At 69.2% G+C, this 22126-nt stretch carries 19 protein-coding genes; 11 read left to right on the top strand and 8 right to left on the bottom strand.

From position 1 onward, the window contains the following. The first annotated feature begins 78 nt into the window (after positions 1-78). The gene (locus tag ACH4MY_RS06095; RefSeq protein WP_397998195.1) at positions 79-1545 is read left to right on the top strand and encodes a CCA tRNA nucleotidyltransferase; all 1467 of its coding nucleotides are present in this window, start codon (positions 79-81) and stop codon (positions 1543-1545) included. 81 nt (positions 1546-1626) lie between these two features. Here the strand turns inward: ACH4MY_RS06095 and ACH4MY_RS06090 are convergent, their stop codons facing one another. The 3 genes from ACH4MY_RS06090 to ACH4MY_RS06080 all read right to left on the bottom strand — a co-directional run bounded on the left by ACH4MY_RS06090 (position 1627) and on the right by ACH4MY_RS06080 (position 4773). Beyond that, complete coding sequence (locus tag ACH4MY_RS06090) at positions 1627-2886, bottom strand: MFS transporter (RefSeq protein WP_397998192.1); 1260 nt, start codon at positions 2884-2886, stop codon at positions 1627-1629. Positions 2887-2961: 75 nt separating this feature from the next. Further along, positions 2962-4044: an inositol-3-phosphate synthase gene (locus tag ACH4MY_RS06085; protein ID WP_397998189.1), complete on the bottom strand. Its 1083-nt coding sequence runs from the start codon at positions 4042-4044 to the stop codon at positions 2962-2964. Between the two features lie 48 nt (positions 4045-4092). Next, entirely contained in the window at positions 4093-4773 is a 681-nt protein-coding gene (locus ACH4MY_RS06080) for a helix-turn-helix transcriptional regulator (RefSeq protein WP_397998186.1), read from the bottom strand. Between the two features lie 371 nt (positions 4774-5144). Between ACH4MY_RS06080 and ACH4MY_RS06075 the strand changes: the two genes are divergently transcribed. Together ACH4MY_RS06075 and ACH4MY_RS06070 are read left to right on the top strand one after the other, a co-directional pair. After that, a complete protein-coding gene (locus ACH4MY_RS06075) occupies positions 5145-7901 on the top strand; it encodes a transglycosylase domain-containing protein (RefSeq protein WP_397998184.1) in 2757 nt (918 codons plus the stop codon). 111 nt (positions 7902-8012) lie between these two features. Continuing rightward, entirely contained in the window at positions 8013-9527 is a 1515-nt protein-coding gene (locus tag ACH4MY_RS06070; RefSeq protein WP_397998182.1) for a glycosyltransferase family 87 protein, read from the top strand. 15 nt (positions 9528-9542) lie between these two features. Here ACH4MY_RS06070 and ACH4MY_RS06065 read toward each other — a convergent pair whose 3' ends face one another. The 3 genes from ACH4MY_RS06065 to ACH4MY_RS06055 all read right to left on the bottom strand — a co-directional run bounded on the left by ACH4MY_RS06065 (position 9543) and on the right by ACH4MY_RS06055 (position 12230). Then, positions 9543-10574, bottom strand: coding sequence for an alanine racemase (locus ACH4MY_RS06065; protein WP_397998179.1), 1032 nt, complete (start codon positions 10572-10574; stop codon positions 9543-9545). Between the two features lie 103 nt (positions 10575-10677). Further along, positions 10678-11796 carry a peptidoglycan bridge formation glycyltransferase FemA/FemB family protein gene (locus ACH4MY_RS06060; RefSeq protein ID WP_189833680.1) on the bottom strand — a complete coding sequence of 373 codons (1119 nt, stop codon included), beginning with the start codon at positions 11794-11796 and terminating at the stop codon, positions 10678-10680. A gap of 119 nt (positions 11797-11915) precedes the next feature. Beyond that, the gene (locus ACH4MY_RS06055; RefSeq protein ID WP_150268224.1) at positions 11916-12230 is read right to left on the bottom strand and encodes a hypothetical protein; all 315 of its coding nucleotides are present in this window, start codon (positions 12228-12230) and stop codon (positions 11916-11918) included. A gap of 285 nt (positions 12231-12515) precedes the next feature. Between ACH4MY_RS06055 and rpsF the strand changes: the two genes are divergently transcribed. From rpsF to rplI, 4 genes are all read left to right on the top strand, one after another. Continuing rightward, positions 12516-12806, top strand: coding sequence for a 30S ribosomal protein S6 (gene rpsF / locus ACH4MY_RS06050; protein ID WP_015034882.1), 291 nt, complete (start codon positions 12516-12518; stop codon positions 12804-12806). 74 nt (positions 12807-12880) lie between these two features. Continuing rightward, complete coding sequence (locus ACH4MY_RS06045; protein WP_397998174.1) at positions 12881-13483, top strand: single-stranded DNA-binding protein; 603 nt, start codon at positions 12881-12883, stop codon at positions 13481-13483. 55 nt (positions 13484-13538) lie between these two features. Further along, complete coding sequence (gene rpsR, locus ACH4MY_RS06040; RefSeq protein WP_003956534.1) at positions 13539-13775, top strand: 30S ribosomal protein S18; 237 nt, start codon at positions 13539-13541, stop codon at positions 13773-13775. An 18-nt stretch (positions 13776-13793) separates the two neighbouring features. Beyond that, complete coding sequence (gene rplI, locus ACH4MY_RS06035) at positions 13794-14240, top strand: 50S ribosomal protein L9 (protein WP_364278207.1); 447 nt, start codon at positions 13794-13796, stop codon at positions 14238-14240. An 85-nt stretch (positions 14241-14325) separates the two neighbouring features. On the opposite strand, the gene ACH4MY_RS06030 is transcribed toward rplI, so the two are convergent. After that, positions 14326-15663 carry an MATE family efflux transporter gene (locus ACH4MY_RS06030; protein WP_397998171.1) on the bottom strand — a complete coding sequence of 446 codons (1338 nt, stop codon included), beginning with the start codon at positions 15661-15663 and terminating at the stop codon, positions 14326-14328. Positions 15664-16085: 422 nt separating this feature from the next. Here ACH4MY_RS06030 and dnaB point away from each other — a divergent pair, with 422 nt between their 5' ends. Both dnaB and ACH4MY_RS06020 read left to right on the top strand, forming a co-directional pair. Further along, positions 16086-17567, top strand: a complete 1482-nt coding sequence (dnaB, locus tag ACH4MY_RS06025; protein WP_397998168.1) for a replicative DNA helicase — start codon at positions 16086-16088, stop codon at positions 17565-17567. Between the two features lie 198 nt (positions 17568-17765). Beyond that, on the top strand, positions 17766-19217 hold the full coding sequence (locus ACH4MY_RS06020) for an amidase (RefSeq protein ID WP_397998165.1): 1452 nt from the start codon (positions 17766-17768) through the stop codon (positions 19215-19217). 160 nt (positions 19218-19377) lie between these two features. Here ACH4MY_RS06020 and ACH4MY_RS06015 read toward each other — a convergent pair whose 3' ends face one another. After that, entirely contained in the window at positions 19378-20103 is a 726-nt protein-coding gene (locus tag ACH4MY_RS06015; protein WP_397998163.1) for a dienelactone hydrolase family protein, read from the bottom strand. 150 nt (positions 20104-20253) lie between these two features. On the opposite strand from ACH4MY_RS06015, the gene ACH4MY_RS06010 reads away from it, so the two are divergent. Both ACH4MY_RS06010 and ACH4MY_RS06005 read left to right on the top strand, forming a co-directional pair. Beyond that, positions 20254-20640, top strand: coding sequence for a VOC family protein (locus ACH4MY_RS06010; RefSeq protein WP_397998160.1), 387 nt, complete (start codon positions 20254-20256; stop codon positions 20638-20640). Positions 20641-20712: 72 nt separating this feature from the next. Further along, positions 20713-22095 (top strand): serine hydrolase domain-containing protein, encoded by a 1383-nt coding sequence (locus ACH4MY_RS06005; protein ID WP_397998157.1) that lies wholly within the window; start codon positions 20713-20715, stop codon positions 22093-22095. Positions 22096-22126: the final 31 nt, after the last annotated feature.

Here is a 22126-nt window from a genome sequence, read left to right as displayed (position 1 = left end):
TGTCCGGGGGCTCCCGAGGCCCGGTCCACGGGAAAACGGGGACGTCGCCACGGGCCGGGGCACGTACCCTTTTCTGTTGTGCCGAACGCCAACGAAGACACCCCGACTGCACTGAGCCAGGTGCAACGCCGCGCGGTCAGCGAACTGCTGCGTGTGTCCCCTGTCGCCGACGACCTCGCCCGCCGTTTCCAGGAGGCCGGGTTCAGCCTTGCGCTGGTCGGCGGCTCGGTTCGGGACGCGTTGCTCGGCCGGCTCGGCAACGACCTGGACTTCACCACCGACGCCCGCCCCGAGGACGTTCTGAAGATCGTCCGCCCCTGGGCCGACGCCGTGTGGGAGGTCGGCATCGCCTTCGGGACGGTCGGCTGCCAGAAGGACGCCCGCGTCGGAGACGCTGATCAGCGCTTCGAGATCGAGGTCACCACGTACCGCTCGGAGGCGTACGACCGGACCTCGCGCAAGCCCGAGGTCTCCTACGGCGACTCCATCGACGAGGACCTCGTCCGGCGTGACTTCACTGTCAACGCCATGGCCGTGGCCCTCCCGGAGAAGGAGTTCATCGACCCGTACGGCGGCCTCGAGGACCTTGCCGCCCGGGTGCTGCGCACGCCGGGCACGCCGGAGGAGTCGTTCTCCGACGACCCTCTGCGCATGATGCGGGCCGCGCGATTCGCCGCCCAGCTGGACTTCGAGGTCGCCCCCGAGGTCGTCACGGCGATGAAGGAGATGTCCGGCCGGATCGAGATCGTCTCCGCCGAGCGGGTCCGTGACGAACTCAACAAGCTGCTGCTCTCCACCCACCCGAGGAAGGGCCTCGGGCTTCTCGTGAACACCGGTCTCGCCGACCATGTGCTCCCCGAGTTGCCCGCCCTGCGCCTGGAGAGCGATGAGCACCACCGTCACAAGGACGTCTACGAGCACTCCCTGACCGTGCTCGACCAGGCCATCGATCTGGAGCAGGAAGGTCCCGACCTGGTGCTGCGCCTCGCCGCGCTGCTCCACGACATCGGCAAGCCGCGGACCCGTCGCTTCGAGAAGGACGGCCGGGTCTCCTTCCACCACCACGAGGTGGTCGGCGCGAAGATGACCAAGAAGCGCATGACCGCCCTGAAGTACTCCAATGAGTTGATCAGGGATGTCTCGCGGCTCGTGGAGCTGCACCTCCGCTTCCACGGCTACGGAACCGGCGAGTGGACGGACTCGGCCGTGCGCCGGTACGTCCGGGACGCCGGGCCGATGCTCTCGCGGCTGCACAAGCTGACCCGCTCGGACTGCACCACCCGCAACAAGCGGAAGGCGGGCGCGCTCTCCCGCGCCTACGACGGCCTGGAGGACCGCATCGCCGTCCTCCAGGAGCAGGAGGAGCTCGACGCGATCCGCCCCGACCTCGACGGCAACCAGATCCAGGAGATCCTGGGCATCGGCCCCGGTCCCGCCATCGGGCAGGCGTACAAGTTCCTGCTGGAGCTCCGGCTGGAGAACGGGCCGATGGAGCACGACCAGGCCGTCACCGCGCTCAAGGAGTGGTGGGCCGCGCAGAGCTGAGCCGTGGCCGGGCGCCTCGTTGTTTCACGTGAAACAACGGCGGACCCGGCACCTGTGAGGGGTGGTGTTTCACGTGAAACATCACCCCTCCATGCGTTCCCCTCGCAGCGCCAGGGCGATCGCCGCGTAGATCGCCGCCACCAGGCCGACCAGCAGGGCGGAACGGCCGTCCGGCGGCAGCATCAGCGCCGCCACCCCCGCCGCGGCCACGAAGGCCACGTTGAACAGCACGTCGTACAGCGCGAAGACCCTGCCCCGGTAGGCATCGTCCACGGAGGTCTGCACCACCGTGTCCGTCGCGATCTTGGCCCCCTGGGTGATGAGCCCGAGGACGAAGGCGGCGACGAGGAAGGGGGCGGGCGTGAAGGTCAGGCCCAGCGCCGGTACGAGCACAGCGGCCGTGGCCGCGCACACCGTCATCCAGCCGAAGGGGCCGAGCCGGCCCACCGCCCAGGGCGAGAGCACGGCCGCCGCGAAGAAGCCCGCGCCCGAGGCGGCGACGGCGAGTCCGAGAAGCCCCAGCCCTTCGGACTCCGTGGAGCTCCACGCGTAGCGGCAAAGCATCAGCACGGTGACGAGCAGCGCGCCGTAACAGAAGCGCAGGAGGCCCACGGCGATGAGGGCACGGGCGGCCGGCCGGCGCTCGGCCAGGTGCCTCAGCCCCGCGGCCAGCCCTCGGGCCGTGGAGGCGAGCGCTTGGGCGAGGCGCTGCGGTACGAGGCCCGGATCCGGCCCGAGGAGCTCCCGGGACATCCTCAGCGAGGCGAGGGCGGCGCAGAAGTAGAGGACGGCCCCGAAGGCCACCACGGCCGCGTCGGACCTGGCGGCGATCAGCTGGATGCCGAACGCGAGACCGCCGCCCAGGGTCGCGGCGAGGGTGCCGGCGGTGGGGGAGAGCGAGTTCGCCACGACCAGCCGTTCGGCGTCGACGACACGCGGGAGGGAGGCCGAGAGCCCCGCGAGCACGAAGCGGTTGACGGCCGTGACGGAGAGCGCGGAGGCGTAGAAGAGCCACTCGGGGACGGAGACGAGGATGAGTACGGCGGTCCCTCCGGCGAGCAGGGCGCGCAGGAGGTTGCCGTACAGGAAGACCTGGCGGCGCTGCCAGCGGTCGAGGAGCACTCCGGCGAAGGGCCCGACGATCGAGTACGGAAGCAGGAGGACCGCCATGGCGGAGGCGATGGCGGCCGGGGAGGTCTGTTTCTCGGGGGAGAAGACGACGTACGTGGCCAGGGCCACCTGGTAGACCCCGTCGGCGCACTGGGAGAGCAGCCGGACGGCGAGCAGGCGGCGGAAGTTCGTCAGGCGCAGGAGTACGCGCAGATCACGTACGACGGACATGGCAGAAAGACTCACATACGAAGAGGGCCCCCGGGCAGTGCCGCGGGGACCCTCGATCGACAAGCGTGCGGCGCTTTAGCGCTCGACCTCACCCTTGATGAACTTCTCGACGTTGGCCAGGGCCTCGTCGTCGAAGTACTGCACCGGCGGGGACTTCATGAAGTACGAGGACGCGGAGAGGATCGGGCCGCCGATGCCGCGGTCCTTGGCGATCTTCGCGGCGCGCAGGGCGTCGATGATGACACCCGCCGAGTTCGGGGAGTCCCACACCTCGAGCTTGTACTCCAGGTTCAGCGGAACGTCGCCGAAGGCACGGCCCTCGAGGCGCACGTACGCCCACTTGCGGTCGTCCAGCCAGGCCACGTAGTCCGACGGACCGATGTGGACGTTCTTCTCGCCCAGCTCGCGGTCGGGGATCTGCGAGGTGACGGCCTGCGTCTTGGAGATCTTCTTGGACTCCAGGCGCTCGCGCTCGAGCATGTTCTTGAAGTCCATGTTGCCGCCGACGTTGAGCTGCATCGTGCGCTCAAGACGGACACCGCGGTCCTCGAACAGCTTCGCCATCACGCGGTGCGTGATGGTCGCGCCGACCTGCGACTTGATGTCGTCGCCGACGATCGGGACGCCCGCCTCGGTGAACTTGTCCGCCCACTCCTTGGTGCCGGCGATGAAGACCGGAAGGGCGTTGACGAAGGCGACCTTGGCGTCGATGGCGGCCTGCGCGTAGAACTTCGCAGCGGCCTCGGAGCCCACCGGCAGGTAGCAGACGAGGACGTCGACCTGGCGGTCCTTGAGGATCTGGACGACGTCGACCGGCTCCTCGGCGGACTCCTCGATGGTCTGGCGGTAGTACTTGCCGAGACCGTCGAGCGTGTGACCGCGCTGGACCGTGACGCCCGCGCTCGGGACGTCGCAGATCTTGATGGTGTTGTTCTCGCTGGCGCCGATGGCGTCGGAGAGGTCGAGGCCGACCTTCTTCGCGTCGACGTCGAACGCGGCGACGAACTCGACGTCACCGACGTGGTACTCGCCGAACTGGACGTGCATCAGGCCGGGCACCTTGGCCGCCGGGTCGGCGTCCTTGTAGTACTCGACGCCCTGCACCAGCGAGGCGGCGCAGTTGCCCACGCCGACGATGGCTACGCGAACCGAACCCATTCCGGTTGCTCCCTGTTAGATCGTGGAAGCCCTGCTGTGCGCAGGGTTTCACTTGGCGGTGTCGTCGGACGGATCCGGCCGGGTACTGCCCCCGTGCCGGGGCAGGCCGCCCGTTTCTCCAGAATCGTTGTCGTGCAGAGGAGGGGCCTCGGGACCGGATCGCTGATCCCGCCCCGCCCGCTCGCTCTCGATGAGCTCGTTCAGCCAGCGCACTTCGCGCTCCACGGACTCCATACCGTGGCGCTGCAGCTCAAGCGTGTAGTCGTCGAGGCGCTCGCGGGTCCGGGCCAGGGAGGCGCGCATCTTCTCCAGGCGCTCCTCCAGCCGGCTGCGGCGGCCTTCCAGGACGCGCATCCGCACCTCGCGCTCGGTCTGCCCGAAGAAGGCGAAGCGTGCGGCGAAGTGCTCGTCCTCCCAGGCGTCCGGGCCGGTGTGGGAGAGGAGCTCCTCGAAGTGCTCCTTACCCGCGGACGTCAACCGGTAGACGATCTTGGCTCGGCGTCCTGCGAGTGAAGCGGCCAGGGCCTCCTCGGGAGCGCTGCCCGGTTCCTCGATCAACCAGCCGTTGGCGACCAGCGTCTTGAGGCAGGGATACAGCGTTCCGTAGCTGAAGGCCCGGAAGACGCCCAGCGAGGTGTTGAGGCGCTTCCGCAGCTCGTACCCGTGCATCGGAGCCTCGCGCAGCAGGCCGAGAACGGCGAACTCGAGGATGCCGGAGCGTCTGCTCATTCGTCGCCTCCTCCTCCGCCTTCGGGGCTCTTATGCCGTGCTGATGTATCGACTCGATACATCAGCACGATAGAACGGCCTCTCTGTCTCGACAAGTGGGACCGCCGTGACCGGCGTCACATCGTCAATTCACAGCGATCGACTTGCCTGATTTGGGGTGAACTCCGGCCCTACGTGGGTTTTGGTCGTGCGTAGTCTGTGCGGCATGCAGAACACCGGGAACCGAGCGATGCCGTGGGGCGTCAGTGCTCCGGGTGACCGGCTGCGGACGGAGGGGCCTCCGATGGGGTCCCAGCCGTGCGCATTTCGGGGGGACCGGAACTCAACTGCCGCTTCCAGGCGTATGTGCCTGCCCGAGGAGTAGTCGTTCGATGAGCGAGCATCGTCGCAAAATGCCGCCGCAGCAGCCGCCGACGGGCGGTCGCGCGGCGGCACGGCGCGCTGCCCAGCAGCCGGTGGGCCGCAGGTCGGCCCCGGCCCAGGACGTCGGTACGGGGGCCCCGTCGGCCTCGTACGGACCCGCTTCCTCCCATGGGGAGGAGCAGCGCCCCTACGGGGGCCGCGCGGAGGCCAGGAGGGCCGCCCAGCGCGGCAGCCGCCGGAAGGGGGCCGAGGCCGGCCCCGGAGGCCCTGGTGGCCCCGGGGGTGGACGGCGTGGCGGCGGCGGTGGAGGCCGCGGCAGCGGTCCCGGGCGTGGCTCCGGTGGGCGCCCGCCGGGCAAGAAGCGGGTGATCGACTACCCGAGGTACGACAAGTACGGCTGGCGTCGCTGGATGCCGTCGTGGAAGCTCGTGACGGGTACGTTCCTTTTCTTCACGGCGAGCCTGATGGGCGCGGCCGCTTTCGCGTATTCGCAGGTCGAGATCCCCAACGAGGCTCTGACCGCGAAGTCGCAGAACAACATCTACTACTGGGCCGACGGGACCCGGATGGTCGCGACGGGCAGTGGTACGAACCGCCAGATCGTCCCGTTCGCGAAGATCCCGCTGTCCATGCAGAACGCGGTGATCTCGGCCGAGAACAAGACGTTCTGGGACGACTCCGGAATCGACCCCATGGGTATCGGCCGCGCCGTGTGGAACATGGCCAAGGGCGGCGAGACCCAGGGTGGTTCGACGATCACCCAGCAGTACGTGAAGAACAACCGTCTTGACGATCAGTCGCAGACCCTCAGCCGGAAGGTGAAGGAACTCTTCATCTCCATGAAGGTGGGCGGCGAGGTCGAGAAGGACGAGATCATGGCCGGCTATCTGAACACCGCGTACTACGGGCGAGGCGCCTACGGTGTACAGGCGGCGGCCCGTGCCTACTTCAACACGGATGCCGAGAAGCTCAACCCCAGCCAGTCGGCGCTGCTCGCCGCGGTCCTCAAGGGCGCGACGTACTACGACCCCGCCGGCTACCCCGAGATCGACCCCGAGGCCACGCCCGAGAAGAACACGGACCGTGCCACCAAGCGGTGGTCGTGGATCCTCGACGAGATGAAGAACGACGGGCACCTCCCCGCCGCGGAGCGCGCGAAGTACACGACCTTCCCGAAGGTCGAGGGGCCCAAGAAGAGCGCCAACCTGAGCGGTCAGATCGGTTACCTGGTCAGCACCGCCAAGGCGAACGTGAACGCCCAGTTCGGCATCACCGAGCAGGACCTCGAGCGTGGCGGCTACGAGATCTTCACGACCTTCCAGAAGCCGAAGGTGAACGCGCTCGAGAAGTCGGTCAACAAGATCCTCGACGAGTACATCAAGCCGAAGAAGCGCCCGGAGACGGACACGCACGTGCAGTTCGGCGGTGCCTCCGTCGACACGGCGACCGGGAAGATCGTCGCCATATACGGCGGTGTCGACGCGACCAAGCACTTCCGGAGCAACGCCGACAACACCGGCGCCCAGGTCGGATCGACGTTCAAGCCCTTCGTGCTCGCCGCCGCGATGAAGTACGGGGTCCGGGACAAGGACCTGGGGCCGACCCAGGACGCCTCCAGCCGCACCCTCGTGGATCCGGACAAGAGCCGCTACTCCGGCAAGGACAAGCTGAAGATCCGGAAGTACAACGGCGACATCTGGCACGACGACAAGGGCGAGGAGTGGCTCCAGACCAATGACGACGGCGCGAGCTACAAGGACATGACCCTGCGCCGGGCCATGATCAAGTCGGCGAACTCGCCGTACGTGCAGCTCGGCATGGACATCGGCATCGACAAGGTCCGCGAGACCGCGGTCGACTCGGGCCTCCGCCCGGACTCGCTCCTGCCGGGCGAGTTCCCGTCCTTCTCGCTCGGTGTCTCCAGCCCGAGTGCCATCCGCATGGCCGGCGCCTACGCGACCTTCGCCAACGAGGGTGAGCAGAACGACCCCTACTCGGTGGAGAAGGTGAAGAAGGAGGGGGTCGTGGTCCACCAGCACAAGGCGGCGCCCAAGACCCCCTTCACCCCTGCCGTCGCCAACAACGTCACCGACGTCCTGCGGGACGTCGTGGAGGACGACGAGGGCACCGGCCGCAAGGCGCGGATCCCGGGCCGGGACGTGGCCGGCAAGACCGGTACGACCGACGGCAACAAGTCGGCCTGGTTCGTGGGTTACACCGCGCAGCTGTCGACCGCGATCGACATGTACAGGTTCGACGACGACGAGACGAAGAAGAACCGCAAGTTCCTGGAGATGTACGGCACGGGTGACCAGCCGAAGATCCACGGTTCGTCGTTCCCGTCGCGGATCTGGCAGGACTACATGACCGGGGCCGTCGAGAGCTACCCGGTCAAGAACTTCCCGGAGCCGGAGAAGCTGGAGGGCGCCGAGCCCGTCTTCGGCGGTGGCGCCAGCAGCCCGACGCCGACGCCGACGGCCACGCCGACGCCCACGGAGACCACGCCGACGCCGACGACGACTCCCCCGGCCACGCCGACGACGACTCCCCCGACGACCAAGACGCCGAAGCCGGGCAAGACGACCTGTGGCGTCTGGGACTGGGACTGCAACAACACCGGTGGCCCGGGCGACCCCGGTGGCAACACCGGACAGCCCACCACCACGCCACCCGCCACCGGCACCGCGTCGCCTACCGGCACACCGACGGACAACGGGCCCGGCGGCGGGAACGGCCGACCCGATGACGGGACCTGGGTTCCCTGATCCTCGACCGGGGCACTCCGTGAGGGCCGCCGCGTCCGCTCCGTACCTTCCGTACGGGCCGGCCGCGGCGGCCCTCGCCGTTTTCCCGGAGACGTACGGCAGGATGTCCCCATGCCGAGCCTCCAGAAGACGAGCGCGCCGCAGGACCGGCCGAAGGGCCGCTCGCAGACGGTCATCCCCACCCACCGGGACAAGGTGGCCGCCGCGGGCAGCGAACTGATCGGCGGACCCTACGGCCGCCGGGCGGCGACCGGTACCGGGCAGCTGACGCCGGTGCGGGTGATCGCCCTCGTGGCCATCGGCATGTTCGCCCTGGGCATGGTGCAGAAGCTGCCCTGCTACAACTGGGCCTGGTTCCGGGGCACGACCTCCCAGTACACCCACGCCTGTTACTCGGACATCCCGCACCTGTTCTCCGGGCGGGGGTTCGCGGACGGTCTGGTGCCCTACTTCGACCGGCTGGGCGGCGACATACCGTTCCTGGAGTACCCGGTCCTGACCGGTCTCTTCATGGAGGTCGCGGCCTGGCTGACGCCGGGCGGCGGTGACACCATGCAGCAGGAGCAGTCGTTCTGGCTGGCCAACGCGGGGCTGCTGATGGTCTGCGCGGCCGTCCTGGCGGTCTGTGTGGCCCGTACGCACCGTCTGCGTCCCTGGGACGGGCTGCTCGTCGCCCTGGCCCCCTCGATCGCGCTGACGGCGACGATCAACTGGGACATACTGGCCGTCGCGCTGACCGCCGCCGCGATCCTGATGTGGTCGCGCGAGCGCCCGTTGGCCTTCGGGATCCTGCTCGGCCTCGCCACCGCCGCCAAGCTCTACCCGGTCCTGCTCCTCTGCCCGTTGCTGCTGCTCTGCTGGCGGGCCGGGAAGTGGCGGGAGTACGGCGCCGCCGTCCTCGGGTTCGCCGGTTCGTGGCTGGTGGTCAACCTGCCCGTGATGCTGCTGGCCCCCGAGGGCTGGAAGCAGTTCTACCTCTTCAGCATGCGCAGGAACGTCGACTTCGGCTCGGTGTGGCTGCTGATCAGCCAGCGGACGGGCCATTCGATCCTGCCGGACCGGGCCAATCTCTACGCCCTGCTGCTGATGCTGATGGCGGTGGCCGGTCTCGCCCACCTGGCGTTCACGGCGCCCCGCAGGCCCCGGTTCGTCCAGCTGGCGTTCCTGGTCGTCGCCGCGTTCGTGCTGACCAACAAGGTCTACTCACCGCAGTACGTCCTGTGGCTGGTGCCGCTGGCGGTGCTCGCCCGGCCGCGCTGGCGCGACTTCCTGGTCTGGCAGGCCTGCGAGGTCACGTACTTCGTGGGCGTCTGGATGTATCTGGCCTTCACGACCGGCGGCAACAAGCAGGGACTGCCGGCGGACGGCTACCAGTTCGCCATCCTGCTGCACCTGCTGGGCACCCTGTACCTCTGCGCGATGGTCGTACGGGACATCCTGGCGCCCGAGAAGGACCCGGTCCGGCAGGACGGCGCGGACGACCCCTCGGGGGGCGTCCTGGACGGCGCGGAGGACGTCTTCGTCGCGGGCAGGGCCGCACATCCGGCCCGGCACGCGGCTCCGGCGACGGAGGACGGTCCGAGGGTGGAATGGGGCACCCCCGGGGGCCAGGGCTCCCGGGGGTGAGCGGTACCGACCGGCTCAGCGCTCGACGAGCCGGTCGAACTGCGTCGTGGTGTGGCGCAGATGGGCGACGAGCTCGTCGCCGACCCGGGGCTCCTGGGCGTCGGACGGCACGAACAGGATCGACACCTGCATGTGCGGCGGCTCGGCGAACCAGCGCTGCTTCCCGGCCCAGACGAAGGGCGAGAGGTTCCGGTTGACGGTGGCGAGACCGGCCCGTGCGACGCCCTTGGCGCGCGGCATGACGCCGTGCATCGCCTTGGGGGCCTCCAGGCCCACACCGTGCGAGGTGCCGCCGGCGACGACGACCAGCCAGCCGTCCGAGGCGGCCTTCTGCTGGCGGTAGCCGAACCGGTCGCCCTTGGCGACGCGGGTCACGTCGAGGACCGCGCCGCGGTACTCCGTGGCCTCGTGGTCGCCCAGCCACAGCCGGGTGCCGATGCGGGCGCGGAAGTGGGTCTGGGGGAACTGCTGCTGGAGCCTGGCCTGCTCCTGGGCCCGCAGGTGGCTGACGAACATGGTGTGCAGCGGCAGCCGGGCGGCCCTCAGCCGGTCCATCCAGCCGATGACCTCCTCGACGGCGTCGGTGCCGTCCGGGCGGTCCAGGGGCAGGTGGAGCGCGAAGCCCTCGAGGCGCACGTCCTCGATGGCGGAATGGAGCTGCTGGAGCTCCTCCTCGCGGACGCCGTGGCGCTTCATCGAGCTCATGCACTCGATGACGACCCGGGCGCCCACCAGGGCGTGGACGCCGTCCACGGACGACACCGAGCGGATGACCCGGTCGGGCAGAGGAACCGGTTCCTCACCCCGGCGGAACGGGGTGAGCACCAGCAGGTCGCCGCTGAACCAGTCCTTGATCTTCGCGGCCTCGTACGTGGTGCCCACGGCGAGCATGTCGGCGCCGAACCGGGCCGCCTCGTCCGCGAGGCGCTCATGGCCGAAGCCGTAGCCGTTGCCCTTGCAGACCGGAATCACACCGGGGAACTGATCGATGACGGTCTTCTGGTGCGCGCGCCAGCGAGCGGTGTCGACGTAGAGGGAGAGCGCCATGGCCGGCCCGGAACCTTTCTGATGGCAGCGGTGTATCAAAGGTATGTACGAGACTACGGAAACGTCAGCGACACGACACGGGTCGGTGGCGCGACATCACGGATCAGCGGCGCGACATGTAGATGTCGAGCGCCTTGTGCAGCAGCTTGTTCAGCGGGAAGTCCCACTCGCCGACGTACTCGACGGCCTCGCCGCCCGTGCCCACCTTGAACTGGATGAGCCCGAAGAGGTGGTCGGTCTCGTCGAGCGAGTCGGAGATGCCCCGCAGGTCGTAGACGGTCGCGCCCATCGCGTAGGCGTCGCGCAGCATCCGCCACTGCATCGCGTTCGAGGGCCGGACCTCACGGCCGATGTTGTCGGAGGCGCCGTAGGAGTACCAGACGTGGCCGCCGACGACGAGCATCGTCGCCGCGGAGAGGTTCACGCCGTCGTGGCGGGCGAAGTAGAGCCGCATGCGGTTGGGGTCCTCGTTGTTGAGGACGGTCCACATGCGCTGGAAGTACGAGAGCGGGCGCGGCCGGAAGTGGTCGCGGACGGCCGTGATCTCGTAGAGACGCTGCCACTCGGCCAGGTCCTCGTAGCCGCCCTGGACGACCTCGACACCGGCCTTCTCGGCCTTCTTGATGTTGCGGCGCCACAGCTGGTTGAAGCCCTTGAGGACGTCGTCGAGCGAGCGGTTCGCGAGCGGGACCTGGAAGACGTAGCGGGGCTGCACGTCGCCGAAGCCGGCGCCGCCGTCCTCGGCCTGCTGCCAGCCCATCTTCCGCAGCCGGTCCGCGACCTCGAAGGCACGCGGCTCGATGTGGGTGGCCTCGACGTCCTTGAGGCGCTTGACGTCCGGGTCCTGGATGCCGGACTTGATGGCGGCCGAGTCCCAGCGCCGGATGACGACCGGCGGGCCCATCTTCACCGAGAAGGCGCCCTGCTGCTTGAGATGCGCCAGCATCGGCTGCAGCCAGTCGTCGAGGTTGGGCGCGTGCCAGTTGATGACCGGGCCCTCGGGCAGATAGGCGAGGTAGCGCTTGATCTTCGGGAGCTGGCGGTAGAGCACCAGGCCCACGCCGACGAGTTCGCCGTTCTTGTCGAACCAGCCGAGGTTCTCCGAGCGCCACTCGGTCTTCACATCAGCCCACGCCGGGACCTGGCAGTGGCTCGCGGCGGGCTGGCTCTGGATGAAACCCAGATGCTGCTCGCGGCTGATGGTCCTCAGGGTCAGGCTCATGCGGGGCGCTCCTCGGCAGGTGTGTCCCCATCGGTCAGGGGCTCCGGCTCTCGCGCCGAAGCCTACTGTGACCGAGGAGCGCCCCGAATGGGTGCGTGTGCCCTGACGTGCCGCTGGGCTCAGCTGATGACGCCGCCGAAGAGGCCTCCGTGGGCCATACCGAGGTAGAAGCCGAACGCCGACGCGCCGAGTCCGAGGATCAGCAGGAAGCGTTCGCGGGTCGTCACGGAGATGAACTGTCCGTAGGCGCCGGTCAGGATGCCGATCAGGCCCGACCAGGAACTCAGCAGGTGCAGGTTGTCGAACTGAGCGGTGACGAAGGCGAGGACGCCCAGCACCAGTGTCACTCCGACCAGGGTGTCCTGGAGCGGATGGGGTTTGCCGTCGGTGGCGAAGAGGGAGTGGCCGGGGTCGGGTCGCATTGCCTGTGCCATGGGGCACCTCCTGGCGTGCCTGCCGGAAGGCGGCGCATCGTAGCGCCGCCTACATCCGATGTGTACAGATTGCGTCCCCTCACCAGTGAATTTCAACCGGAGGGGGATGACCGGGTACTCTGTACGGTCTGCACCGGTGTCTGCCCTGGTCCGTCTCGGATCCCGACGGTGACCCTCGTTCGTCGAGGGGGACTGTCAGTGGTGGCGGTTACCGTTGCTTACGCATCACGACCCTCCTGCCACGGAACGACCGTGGCCGCTGAGTCCAAAGGAGGTGGGTTCCACATGCGTCACTACGAAGTGATGGTCATCCTCGACCCCGATCTCGAGGAGCGCGCTGTCTCCCCGCTGATCGAGAACTTCCTTTCTGTCGTCCGTGAGGGCAACGGAAAGGTCGAGAAGGTCGACACCTGGGGCCGTCGTCGTCTGGCCTACGAGATCAAGAAGAAGCCCGAGGGCATCTACTCGGTCATCGACCTGCAGGCCGAGCCTGCGGTCGTCAAGGAGCTCGACCGACAGCTCAACCTGAACGAGTCGGTCCTCCGGACCAAGGTCCTCCGTCCCGAGACCCACTGAGCATCTAGCTCAGAGGTCATCGGGTCCGAGTAGCAGCAAAGCAGCCAGAAGCAATCCCGCCGAGAGGTTCCCCCATGGCAGGCGAGACCGTCATCACGGTCGTCGGCAATCTTGTCGACGACCCCGAGCTGCGCTTCACCCCGTCCGGTGCGGCGGTCGCGAAGTTCCGTATCGCGTCCACCCCCCGCACCTTCGACCGTCAGACCAATGAGTGGAAGGACGGCGAAAGCCTCTTCCTCACCTGCTCGGTCTGGCGTCAGGCGGCGGAGAACGTCGCCGAGTCGCTTCAGCGAGGCATGCGCGTTGTCGTGCAGGGCCGTCTGAAGCAGCGGTCCTATGAGGACCGTGAGGGCGTCAAGCGCACGGTCTACGAGCTGGATGTCGAGGAAGTCGGCCCCAGCCTCAAGAACGCCACGGCCAAGGTCACCAAGACCACCGGTCGAGGCGGCCAGGGTGGATACGGCGGCGGTGGTGGCGGCCAGCAGGCCGGCGGCGGTGGCAGCTGGGGTGGAAACTCCGGCGGTGGCCAGCAGGGTGGCGGCGGTGCTCCCGCCGAAGACCCGTGGGCGACCGGCGGCTCCTCCTCCTCCTCCTCCGGCGGCGGCCAGCAGCAGGGCGGCGGAGGCAGCTGGGGTGGAAACTCCGGCGGCGGCTACTCGGACGAGCCCCCCTTCTAGGCAAGCCCTGGAAGCAGCTCGTACCCCCACTTCTTGATCACACAGGAGAAACACCATGGCGAAGCCGCCTGTGCGCAAGCCTAAGAAGAAGGTCTGCGCGTTCTGCAAGGACAAGACCGTCTACGTGGACTACAAGGACACGAACATGCTGCGGAAGTTCATTTCCGACCGCGGCAAGATCCGTGCCCGCCGCGTGACCGGCAACTGCACGCAGCACCAGCGTGACGTCGCCACGGCCGTCAAGAACAGCCGTGAGATGGCGCTGCTGCCCTACACGTCCACCGCGCGATAAGGAAAGGGTGACCGACGAATGAAGATCATCCTGACCCACGAGGTTTCTGGCCTCGGTGCCGCTGGCGACGTCGTTGACGTCAAGGACGGCTACGCCCGCAACTACCTGGTCCCGCGTGGTTTCGCGATCCGCTGGACCAAGGGTGGCGAGCAGGACGTGGCGCAGATCCGCCGCGCCCGCAAGATCCACGAGATCCAGACCATCGAGCAGGCCAACGAGATCAAGGCCCGCCTCGAGGGTACGAAGGTGCGCCTGGCCGTTCGCTCCGGCGACGCCGGCCGTCTCTTCGGCTCCGTGACCCCGGCCGACATCGCCTCGGCGATCAAGTCCGCGGGTGGCCCCGACGTCGACAAGCGTCGCGTCGAGCTCGGTTCGCCGATCAAGACCCTGGGCTCGCACCAGGTGTCCGTGCGTCTGCACCCCGAGGTTGCCGCGAAGCTCGGCGTCGAGATCGTCGCCGCGTAACGCTGCCCTTGGCAGACTGCGCTCAGCAGTGAGGAAGGGCCGCACCCCTCGGGGTGCGGCCCTTCCGCCGTTTCACGTGAAACATTCAGCGCGTGGCGCCGGTGACGATCCAGCGACCCGAGCGGGAGCGCAGCCAGAGCGTGGCCATCCGGACCGACATCATCAGCGTCATCGCCCACCAGAGCGCCGTCAGCCCGCCGCCGAGCACCGGGACCAGCAGGGCGACCGGGGCGAAGACCACGAGGGTCAGCAGCATGGCCCAGGCCAGGTAGGGGCCGTCCCCCGCGCCCATCAGGACGCCGTCGAGGACGAAGACGACCCCGGAGATCGGCTGGGACAGCGCGACCACGAGCAAGGCCGGGAGCAGGGCGTCCTGGACGGTGGCGTCGCTGGTGAAGAGCGGGACGAACAACGGACGGGCCAGGATGAGCAGCGCGCCGAGGGCCACTCCGGAGACCACACCCCACTGGACCATGCGGCGGCAGACCTGACGTGCGCCCTCGGAGTCGTCCGCGCCGAGATAGCGGCCGATGATGGCCTGGCCCGCGATGGCGATGGCGTCCAGGGCGAAGGCCATCAGACTCCACAGGGACAGGATGATCTGGTGGGCGGCGACCTCGGCGTCACCCATCCGGGCCGCGACGGCCGTGGCGATCATCAGGACCGCGCGGAGCGAGAGCGTACGGACGAGGAGCGGGACGCCGGCCTGGGCGGAGGCGCGTATGCCGGCCGCGTCGGGGCGGAGGGAGGCACCGTGGCGCCGGGCGCCCCGTACGACCACGACGAGATAGGCGGCGGCCATGCCGCACTGGGCGATGACCGTGCCCCATGCGGAGCCGGCGATCCCGAGACCGGCCCCGTAGACCAGAGCGATGTTGAGCGCGGCGTTGGTGGCGAAGCCGGCGATGGCCACGTAGAGCGGTGTACGGGTGTCCTGGAGGCCGCGCAGGACGCCGGTGGCGGCCAGGACGACCAGCATCGCGGGGATGCCCAGGCTGGAGATCCGGAGGTAGGTGACGGCATAGGGCGCCGCGGTGTCCGAGGCTCCGAAGAGGCCGATGAGCCAGGGCGCCGTGGGCAGGGTGAGAGCGACGACGCCGACGCCGAGGAGGAGGGCGAGCCAGATGCCGTCCATGCCCTGCCGGATCGCGGCCGGGAGGTCGCCCGCGCCCACGCGGCGGGCGACGGCGGCCGTGGTGGCGTAGGCGAGGAAGACGAAGATACTGACGGCGGTGGACAGCAGGGCGGCGGCGATCGCGAGACCCGCGAGCTGAGGGGTGCCGAGGTGGCCGACGACGGCGCTGTCGACCATGAGGAAGAGCGGCTCGGCGACGAGAGCGCCGAAGGCCGGCAGGGCGAGGGAGACGATCTCGCGGTCGTGCTGTCGGCGGACGGCCTTGGAGGTCGCGGGGGCCTGGGTCATGGGGTCAATCTAATCTTCCACAGGTAAGAGATGCAATGCATTAATGATCCTTACTTGTGGAGGGTTGGGTGCTTCGGGTGTGGGTCGTTTGTTCTGATCTTGATCCAGGCGGAAAAGTTTTTCTCCCCCACAGCCCGTCGATGGAAAAAGCGCAGGTCAGAACCGTGGAGTCGGGGGTCTTATGAGTTTGTCCACATGGCTGTCCCCCGCTCCGTGCACAGGTTCCGGCAAGTTCTCCACAGCATCTGGCCCTTCATCCACAGGCCCTGTGGATAACCAGATTGGCTGACGCCTCTCGCGGGCCTACCGTGGTCCGGCGCCCGACGCGCCAGAAGCGGTCGCAAAGCCACTCGTTGATCAAGGCCGTGGCGTAAGAAAGAGTGGCACGGCGAGGTCCGCGGAGCGGACGGAGGAGGTGCTTGGTGAGCGTTCCCGAGCCCATGGACGACCCTTGGGCCGACAGCGGACCGAGCGACCGACTGCCCACCCGTACCCGAGGTGAAGGGCGCGGCCGCGGTCGCGGGCGGGAGGACCAGCACGAGCGGGGCGGCGACGGCCCGTGGGACGGCGGGCTCTCCGGCTTCGAGCGCGTTCCCCCGCAGGACCTCGACGCCGAGCAGTCCGTCCTCGGCGGCATGCTGCTCTCCAAGGACGCCATCGCGGACGTCGTGGAGATCATCAAGGGCAACGACTTCTACAAGCCGGCCCACGAGACCGTCTACGCCGCGATCCTCGACCTCTACGCCAAGGGCGAGCCGGCCGACCCGATCACGGTCGGCGCCGAACTCACCAAGCGCGGTGAGATCACCCGCGTCGGCGGCGCCTCCTACCTCCACACCCTGGTCCAGTCGGTCCCGACCGCGGCCAACGCCTCGTACTACGCGGAGATCGTCCACGAGCGGGCCGTCCTGCGCCGCCTCGTGGAGGCCGGCACCAAGATCACGCAGATGGGCTACGCGGCCGACGGAGACGTCGACGAGATCGTGAACTCGGCCCAGGCCGAGATCTACGCGGTCACCGAGCAGCGCACCACCGAGGACTACCTGCCGCTCGGCGACATCATGGAGGGGGCGCTCGACGAGATCGAGGCGATCGGCTCCCGCAGCGGTGAGATGACCGGTGTGCCCACCGGCTTCACCGACCTGGACTCGCTCACCAACGGTCTCCACCCCGGCCAGATGATCATCATCGCGGCCCGCCCCGCCATGGGTAAGTCGACCCTCGCCCTGGACTTCGCCCGGGCGGCGTCCATCAAGCACAACCTGCCCAGCGTCATCTTCTCCCTCGAAATGGGCCGCAACGAGATCGCGATGCGTCTGCTCTCGGCGGAGGCCCGGGTCGCGCTGCACCACATGCGCTCCGGCACGATGACCGACGAGGACTGGACCCGCCTGGCCCGTCGGATGCCGGACGTGTCGCAGGCCCCGCTCTACATCGACGACTCCCCGAACCTGTCGATGATGGAGATCCGGGCGAAGTGCCGCCGGCTCAAGCAGCGCAACGGGCTCAAGCTCGTCATCATCGACTATCTGCAGCTCATGCAGTCCGGTGGCTCGAAGCGGCAGGAGAGCCGACAGCAAGAGGTCTCCGACATGTCGCGAAACCTGAAGCTCCTCGCCAAGGAGCTGGAACTGCCGGTGATCGCGCTGTCCCAGCTGAACCGTGGCCCCGAGCAGCGCACCGACAAGAAGCCGATGGTCTCCGACCTGCGTGAGTCCGGCTCGATCGAGCAGGACGCCGACATGGTGATCCTGCTGCACCGTGAGGACGCCTACGAGAAGGAGTCACCACGAGCGGGCGAGGCCGACATCATCGTGGGCAAGCACCGTAACGGCCCGACGGCCACGATCACCGTGGCCTTCCAGGGCCACTACTCCCGCTTCGTCGACATGGCCCAGACCTGACCGGGTGGTTCTGCGGGGTCTCGGACGTCGCTTCACCGTCTCCGTGACCCACCACCTGCCCACCTCCTTCTGACCCGGGGGTGGGCATCGTGGTGTACGGGGCGTCGTTGGGGTTTCGGGCAGGTCAGAGAGGCGCCAACCACCCTTGCGCCGAGCGGTATTTCGTGGCTTTCCCCGGAGGCTCGTACCGTCCCCGTCATGGATCGGAATTTTCAGACGGCCGAAGCAATGGCGGCCGCCCTGCGTGCCGGTGAAGTGACCTCGGTGGAACTGACCGACGAGGCGATCGCCCGTATCGAGCGGGACGACAAGGCGATCAACGCGATCTGTGTGCCGGACTTCGACCGAGCGCGGGCCGCCGCGCGCGGCGCCGACCAGGCGCGTGCCCGCGGCGAGGACCGGCCGCTGCTCGGCATTCCGGTGACGGTCAAGGAGTCCTACAACATCGCGGGGCTGCCCACGACGTGGGGCATGCCGGAACACCGGGACTACGTGCCGGACGAGGACGCCGTACAGGTGTCGCGGCTCAAGGCCGCCGGCGCGGTGGTGCTCGGCAAGACCAATGTGCCCTTGGGGCTGCAGGACATCCAGAGCTTCAACGAGATCCACGGCACCACCAACAACCCGTGGGACCACGGCCGCACGTCGGGCGGATCCTCCGGCGGATCGGCGGCGGCCCTGGCGTGCGGATTCGGCGCGCTGTCCATCGGCTCCGACCTCGCCGGTTCGTTGCGCACCCCCGCGCACTTCTGCGGTGTCTACGCACACAAGCCGACACTCGGGCTGGCGGCCAGCCGCGGCATGGTCCCGCCGTCCACGCCGGCCCTGCCGGTCGAACTCGACCTCGCCGTCGTCGGTCCGATGGCGCGCACCGCCCGCGACCTCACGCTCCTGCTCGACGTCATGGCCGGACCGGATCCGCTGACGCGCGGCGTGGCGCACCACGTGAGGCTGCCGCCCGCCCGCCACGAACGGCTCCGCGACTTCCGGGTCTTGATCCTCGACGACCATCCGCTCATTCCCACCGGGGCGGCGGTGCGGGCGGGCGTGAAGCGAGTCGCCGACGCGCTGGTCGCCGGCGGCGCCCACGTCGAACGGCACAGTCCGCTGCTCCCCGATCTGGCCGACGCCGGCACGCTCTACAGCCAGTTGCTGGTGTCGGGAGCCGTCGCGCGTTTCCCCGTCGAACCGTACGAGCGGCTGCGGACCCACGCCGCCGGACTGAGCGCGGACGACCGGAGTCTCGACGCGGCACGGCTGCGCGCCATGGTGTTCAGCCACCGCGACTGGCTCCAGGCGAACAACCGCCGCGAACTGCACTGCCACGGCTGGCGGCAGCTGTTCGCCGAGTTCGACGCCGTGGTGTGCCCGATCACGCCCACTCCCGCGTTCCCGCACGACCACAGCCCCAATCCGATGGAACGCCGGATCGCCGTCGACGGCGTCGAGTACCCGTACTTCGACCAGCTCGTCTGGGCCGGCCTGGCCACCATGCCCGGCCTGCCCGCCACCGCCGTACCGGCGGGCCGGGCCTCCGACGGCCTGCCGGTGGGAGTGCAGATCATCGGCCCGGCGTTCGAGGACCGCACCCCGCTGCGGCTGGCCGAACTGCTGGAGCGGGAGATCGGCGGCTTCCAGGCACCGAAGTAGGGCGTGCTCAGAGCTGCCCGTCTTCGCATGGGAAGGCCATGATCCGGAGGAGCTGACCTCTGATGAGTTCGAGGAGGTCTGGGACTCCGCCCGGCGGCAGATCGCGGGCAGGCTCTCGTGACTGCTTGCCGGGGCTTGAGGGGCCCGTCGTGGTGGCCGGTCAGTCCGTGACGGGAAGGCACTCGGCGAGCAGTTCGACGACGTCGCGCCAGGCTCGTCGCGCGTGCTGTGGGTGGTGGCCGACGCCCGGGAGGACGGTCTGGTCGACCGGCGGGTGGTGGAAGGCGTGAAGGGCACCGCCGTAGACCACCAGACGCCAGTCGACGCCCGCGGCCTGCATCTCGGTGGTGAACGCCTCCCGTTGGGCGGGCGGCATGATGGGGTCCTCGGATCCGACGCCGACCCACACCGGGCAGCGAATGCGCGCGGCCTCGCCCGGCCGGCCGGTGGTGAGTGCGTTGATCGTCCCGATCACGCGCAGGTCGACGCCGTCGCGCCCGAGCTCCAGCGCGATCGCGCCCCCGGTGCCGTAGCCGACGGCGGCGATCCGGTCGGGGTCGGTGCGCGGTTCGGCGCGCAGTACGTCGAGCGCCGCGTGGCCGATGTCCCGCATCCGGTCGGGGTCCGCGAGCAGGGGAGTCGTGTGGGCGAGCATCTCCTCGGGGTCGGTGAACCAGCGCCCGCCGTTGATGTCGAAGGCCAGCGCCACGTACCCCAGTTCGGCCAGGGCGTCGGCGCGACGGCGCTGGAAGTCGTTGAGCCCCGGACCCTCGGGGCCGATCAGGACCGCGGGCCGGAGGCCGTCGCCGGCCGGGAGCGCGAGGTGTCCGATCATCGTCAGTCCGTCGGCCGGGTACTCGACCGTACGCGTGGTAACCGTCGTCATGGGACGGACTGTAATGAGCGTCGGGTCCGGTCGGGCCGGTCTTCACCCTCAGCGGAACAGGGCGGGTGCGGTGCCGTGGCCGAGACCCCGCGAGGGTCGGTAGCGTCCTGCTCGCGACGTCGTCCCGCCGTGTGACGGAGAGGTCCCGACATGACCAGTAGGTTCACCGAGCTTGCGATCGACTGTGCCGACCCGGTGGCTCTCGCCCGGTTCTGGTGCGCCGTCCTCGGCTACGAGGTGCGCGAGGAGGAGGACGGACTCGTCACCATCGGCTCCCCCGCGGTGCCCGAGGGGAAGGACCGTCTCGGTCCGGTGCCACCGGTGCTGACCTTCGCGCGGGTGCCCGAGGGAAAGATCGTCAAGAACAGGCTCCACATCGACGTCAACCCGTCCGACCGGGAGCAGGACGCGGAGGTCCGGCGCCTGCTCGATCTGGGTGCGCGGCGCGCGGACGTGGGCCAGAGTGAGGTGAGTTGGGTTCTTCTCGCCGACCCGGAGGGGAACGAGTTCTGCGTCCTCGCGGGCCGCCGCCCCTGATCCGGGGCCTTCGGGCCGGCTCGGATGAAACGGGGAGGCTCCGCTCGGGGCCATCGCGTTGGATGGGGTCCTATGACGACATCTTTCGAAGTTCTGCTGCCCGGTACCGAGCGAGCTCTCCTCCACCGGGTCGCGGTGGCCCAGTCCGAGGGGCGGACGCCCTCTTTCGTCGGGGCGGTGGTGCGCGACGGAGCGCTGGTGTGGAGCGGGTCGCGCAGCTGTGTGGACGGGCATGCGCCCGACGCCGACACGCAGTTCAGGATCGGATCGCTCACCAAGGTGTTCACCGCGGTGCTGGTGATGCGGCTGCGGGACGAGGGGCTTCTCGGTCTCGACGACCCGCTGGAGCGGCATCTGAAGGGCACCGGGGTGGGCGAGGTGACGATCGCTCAACTCCTCGGCCACAGTGGCGGTCTCGCGGCCGAGACGCCCGGCCAGTGGTGGGAGCGTTCCTCCGCCGCGCTGCGGCCCGAGCTCTCCGACGTGCTGGGGGAACAGCCCTTCCTCCAGGCGCCGGGGCGCCGTCACCACTACTCCAATCCCGGTTACACGTTGCTCGGTTCGCTGGTCGAGGCCGTGCGGGGGGTGTCCTGGAAGGAGGCGCTGCGGCGCGAGATCCTGGAGCCGCTGGGGATGGGCCGTACGACGGTCGACCCCGTCGCCCCGCACGCGGGCGGCTGGGCGGTGCACCCGTGGGCCGATGTGATGCTGCCGGAGCCTTCGGAGGACCTGGGGCTGATGGCGCCGGCCGGTCAGCTCTGGTCGACGGCGGGGGATCTCGCCCGGTTCGCCGCGTTCCTCGCCGCGGGTGACGCGCGGGTTCTCGCCGCTGCCTCCGTGGAGGAGATGCGGGCCCCGGCCGCCGCGGTCGGGGAGGGGGACTGGGAGGGGAGTTACGGACTCGGTCTCCAGCTGCTCCGTAAGGACGGCCGGACCCTGATCGGCCACACCGGTTCGCTCCCCGGCTTCGTCGCCGCCCTCTGGATCAGCGTGGAGGACGGGCTGGCGGCGATCGCCCTCTCCAATGCCACCTCGGGGCCCCTGGCGGCGGCCGTGGCCGCCGATCTCGTGCGGATCGTGGCGGAGGCGGAGCCGAGGTTCCCGGAGCCCTGGCGCCCGCTTCCGGAGGCGGAGGTCGACGAGGAGCTGCTGGCTCTGACGGGGCCCTGGTACTGGGGGACGTACGCCTATGGACTCCGGCTCGGTGCCGAGCGGAGTGTGGTGCTCGAACCCCTGCGCGGAGCCGGGCGGAGGGCTCGTTTCCGGGCGCTGCCCGAGGGCGGCTGGGTCGGGCTGAACGGGTACTACGCGGGGGAGACGCTCCGGGCCGTGCGGCGCGCCGACGGCAGCGTGAGCCATCTGGACCTGGCCTCGTTCGTCTTCACACGGGAGCCGTACGCGCCGGCTGACGCGGTGCCGGGCGGGGTGGACGAGGCGGGCTGGCGCGGTCTCTGAGCCGTTCCGCGGTGTTTCACGTGAAACAGCG

The organism is Streptomyces sp. NPDC017246, from assembly GCF_044331325.1.
GTDB lineage: Bacteria > Actinomycetota > Actinomycetes > Streptomycetales > Streptomycetaceae > Streptomyces.
Note: the sequence above shows the minus strand (reverse complement) of the source record. Positions and strands in the feature narration are given on the sequence as shown.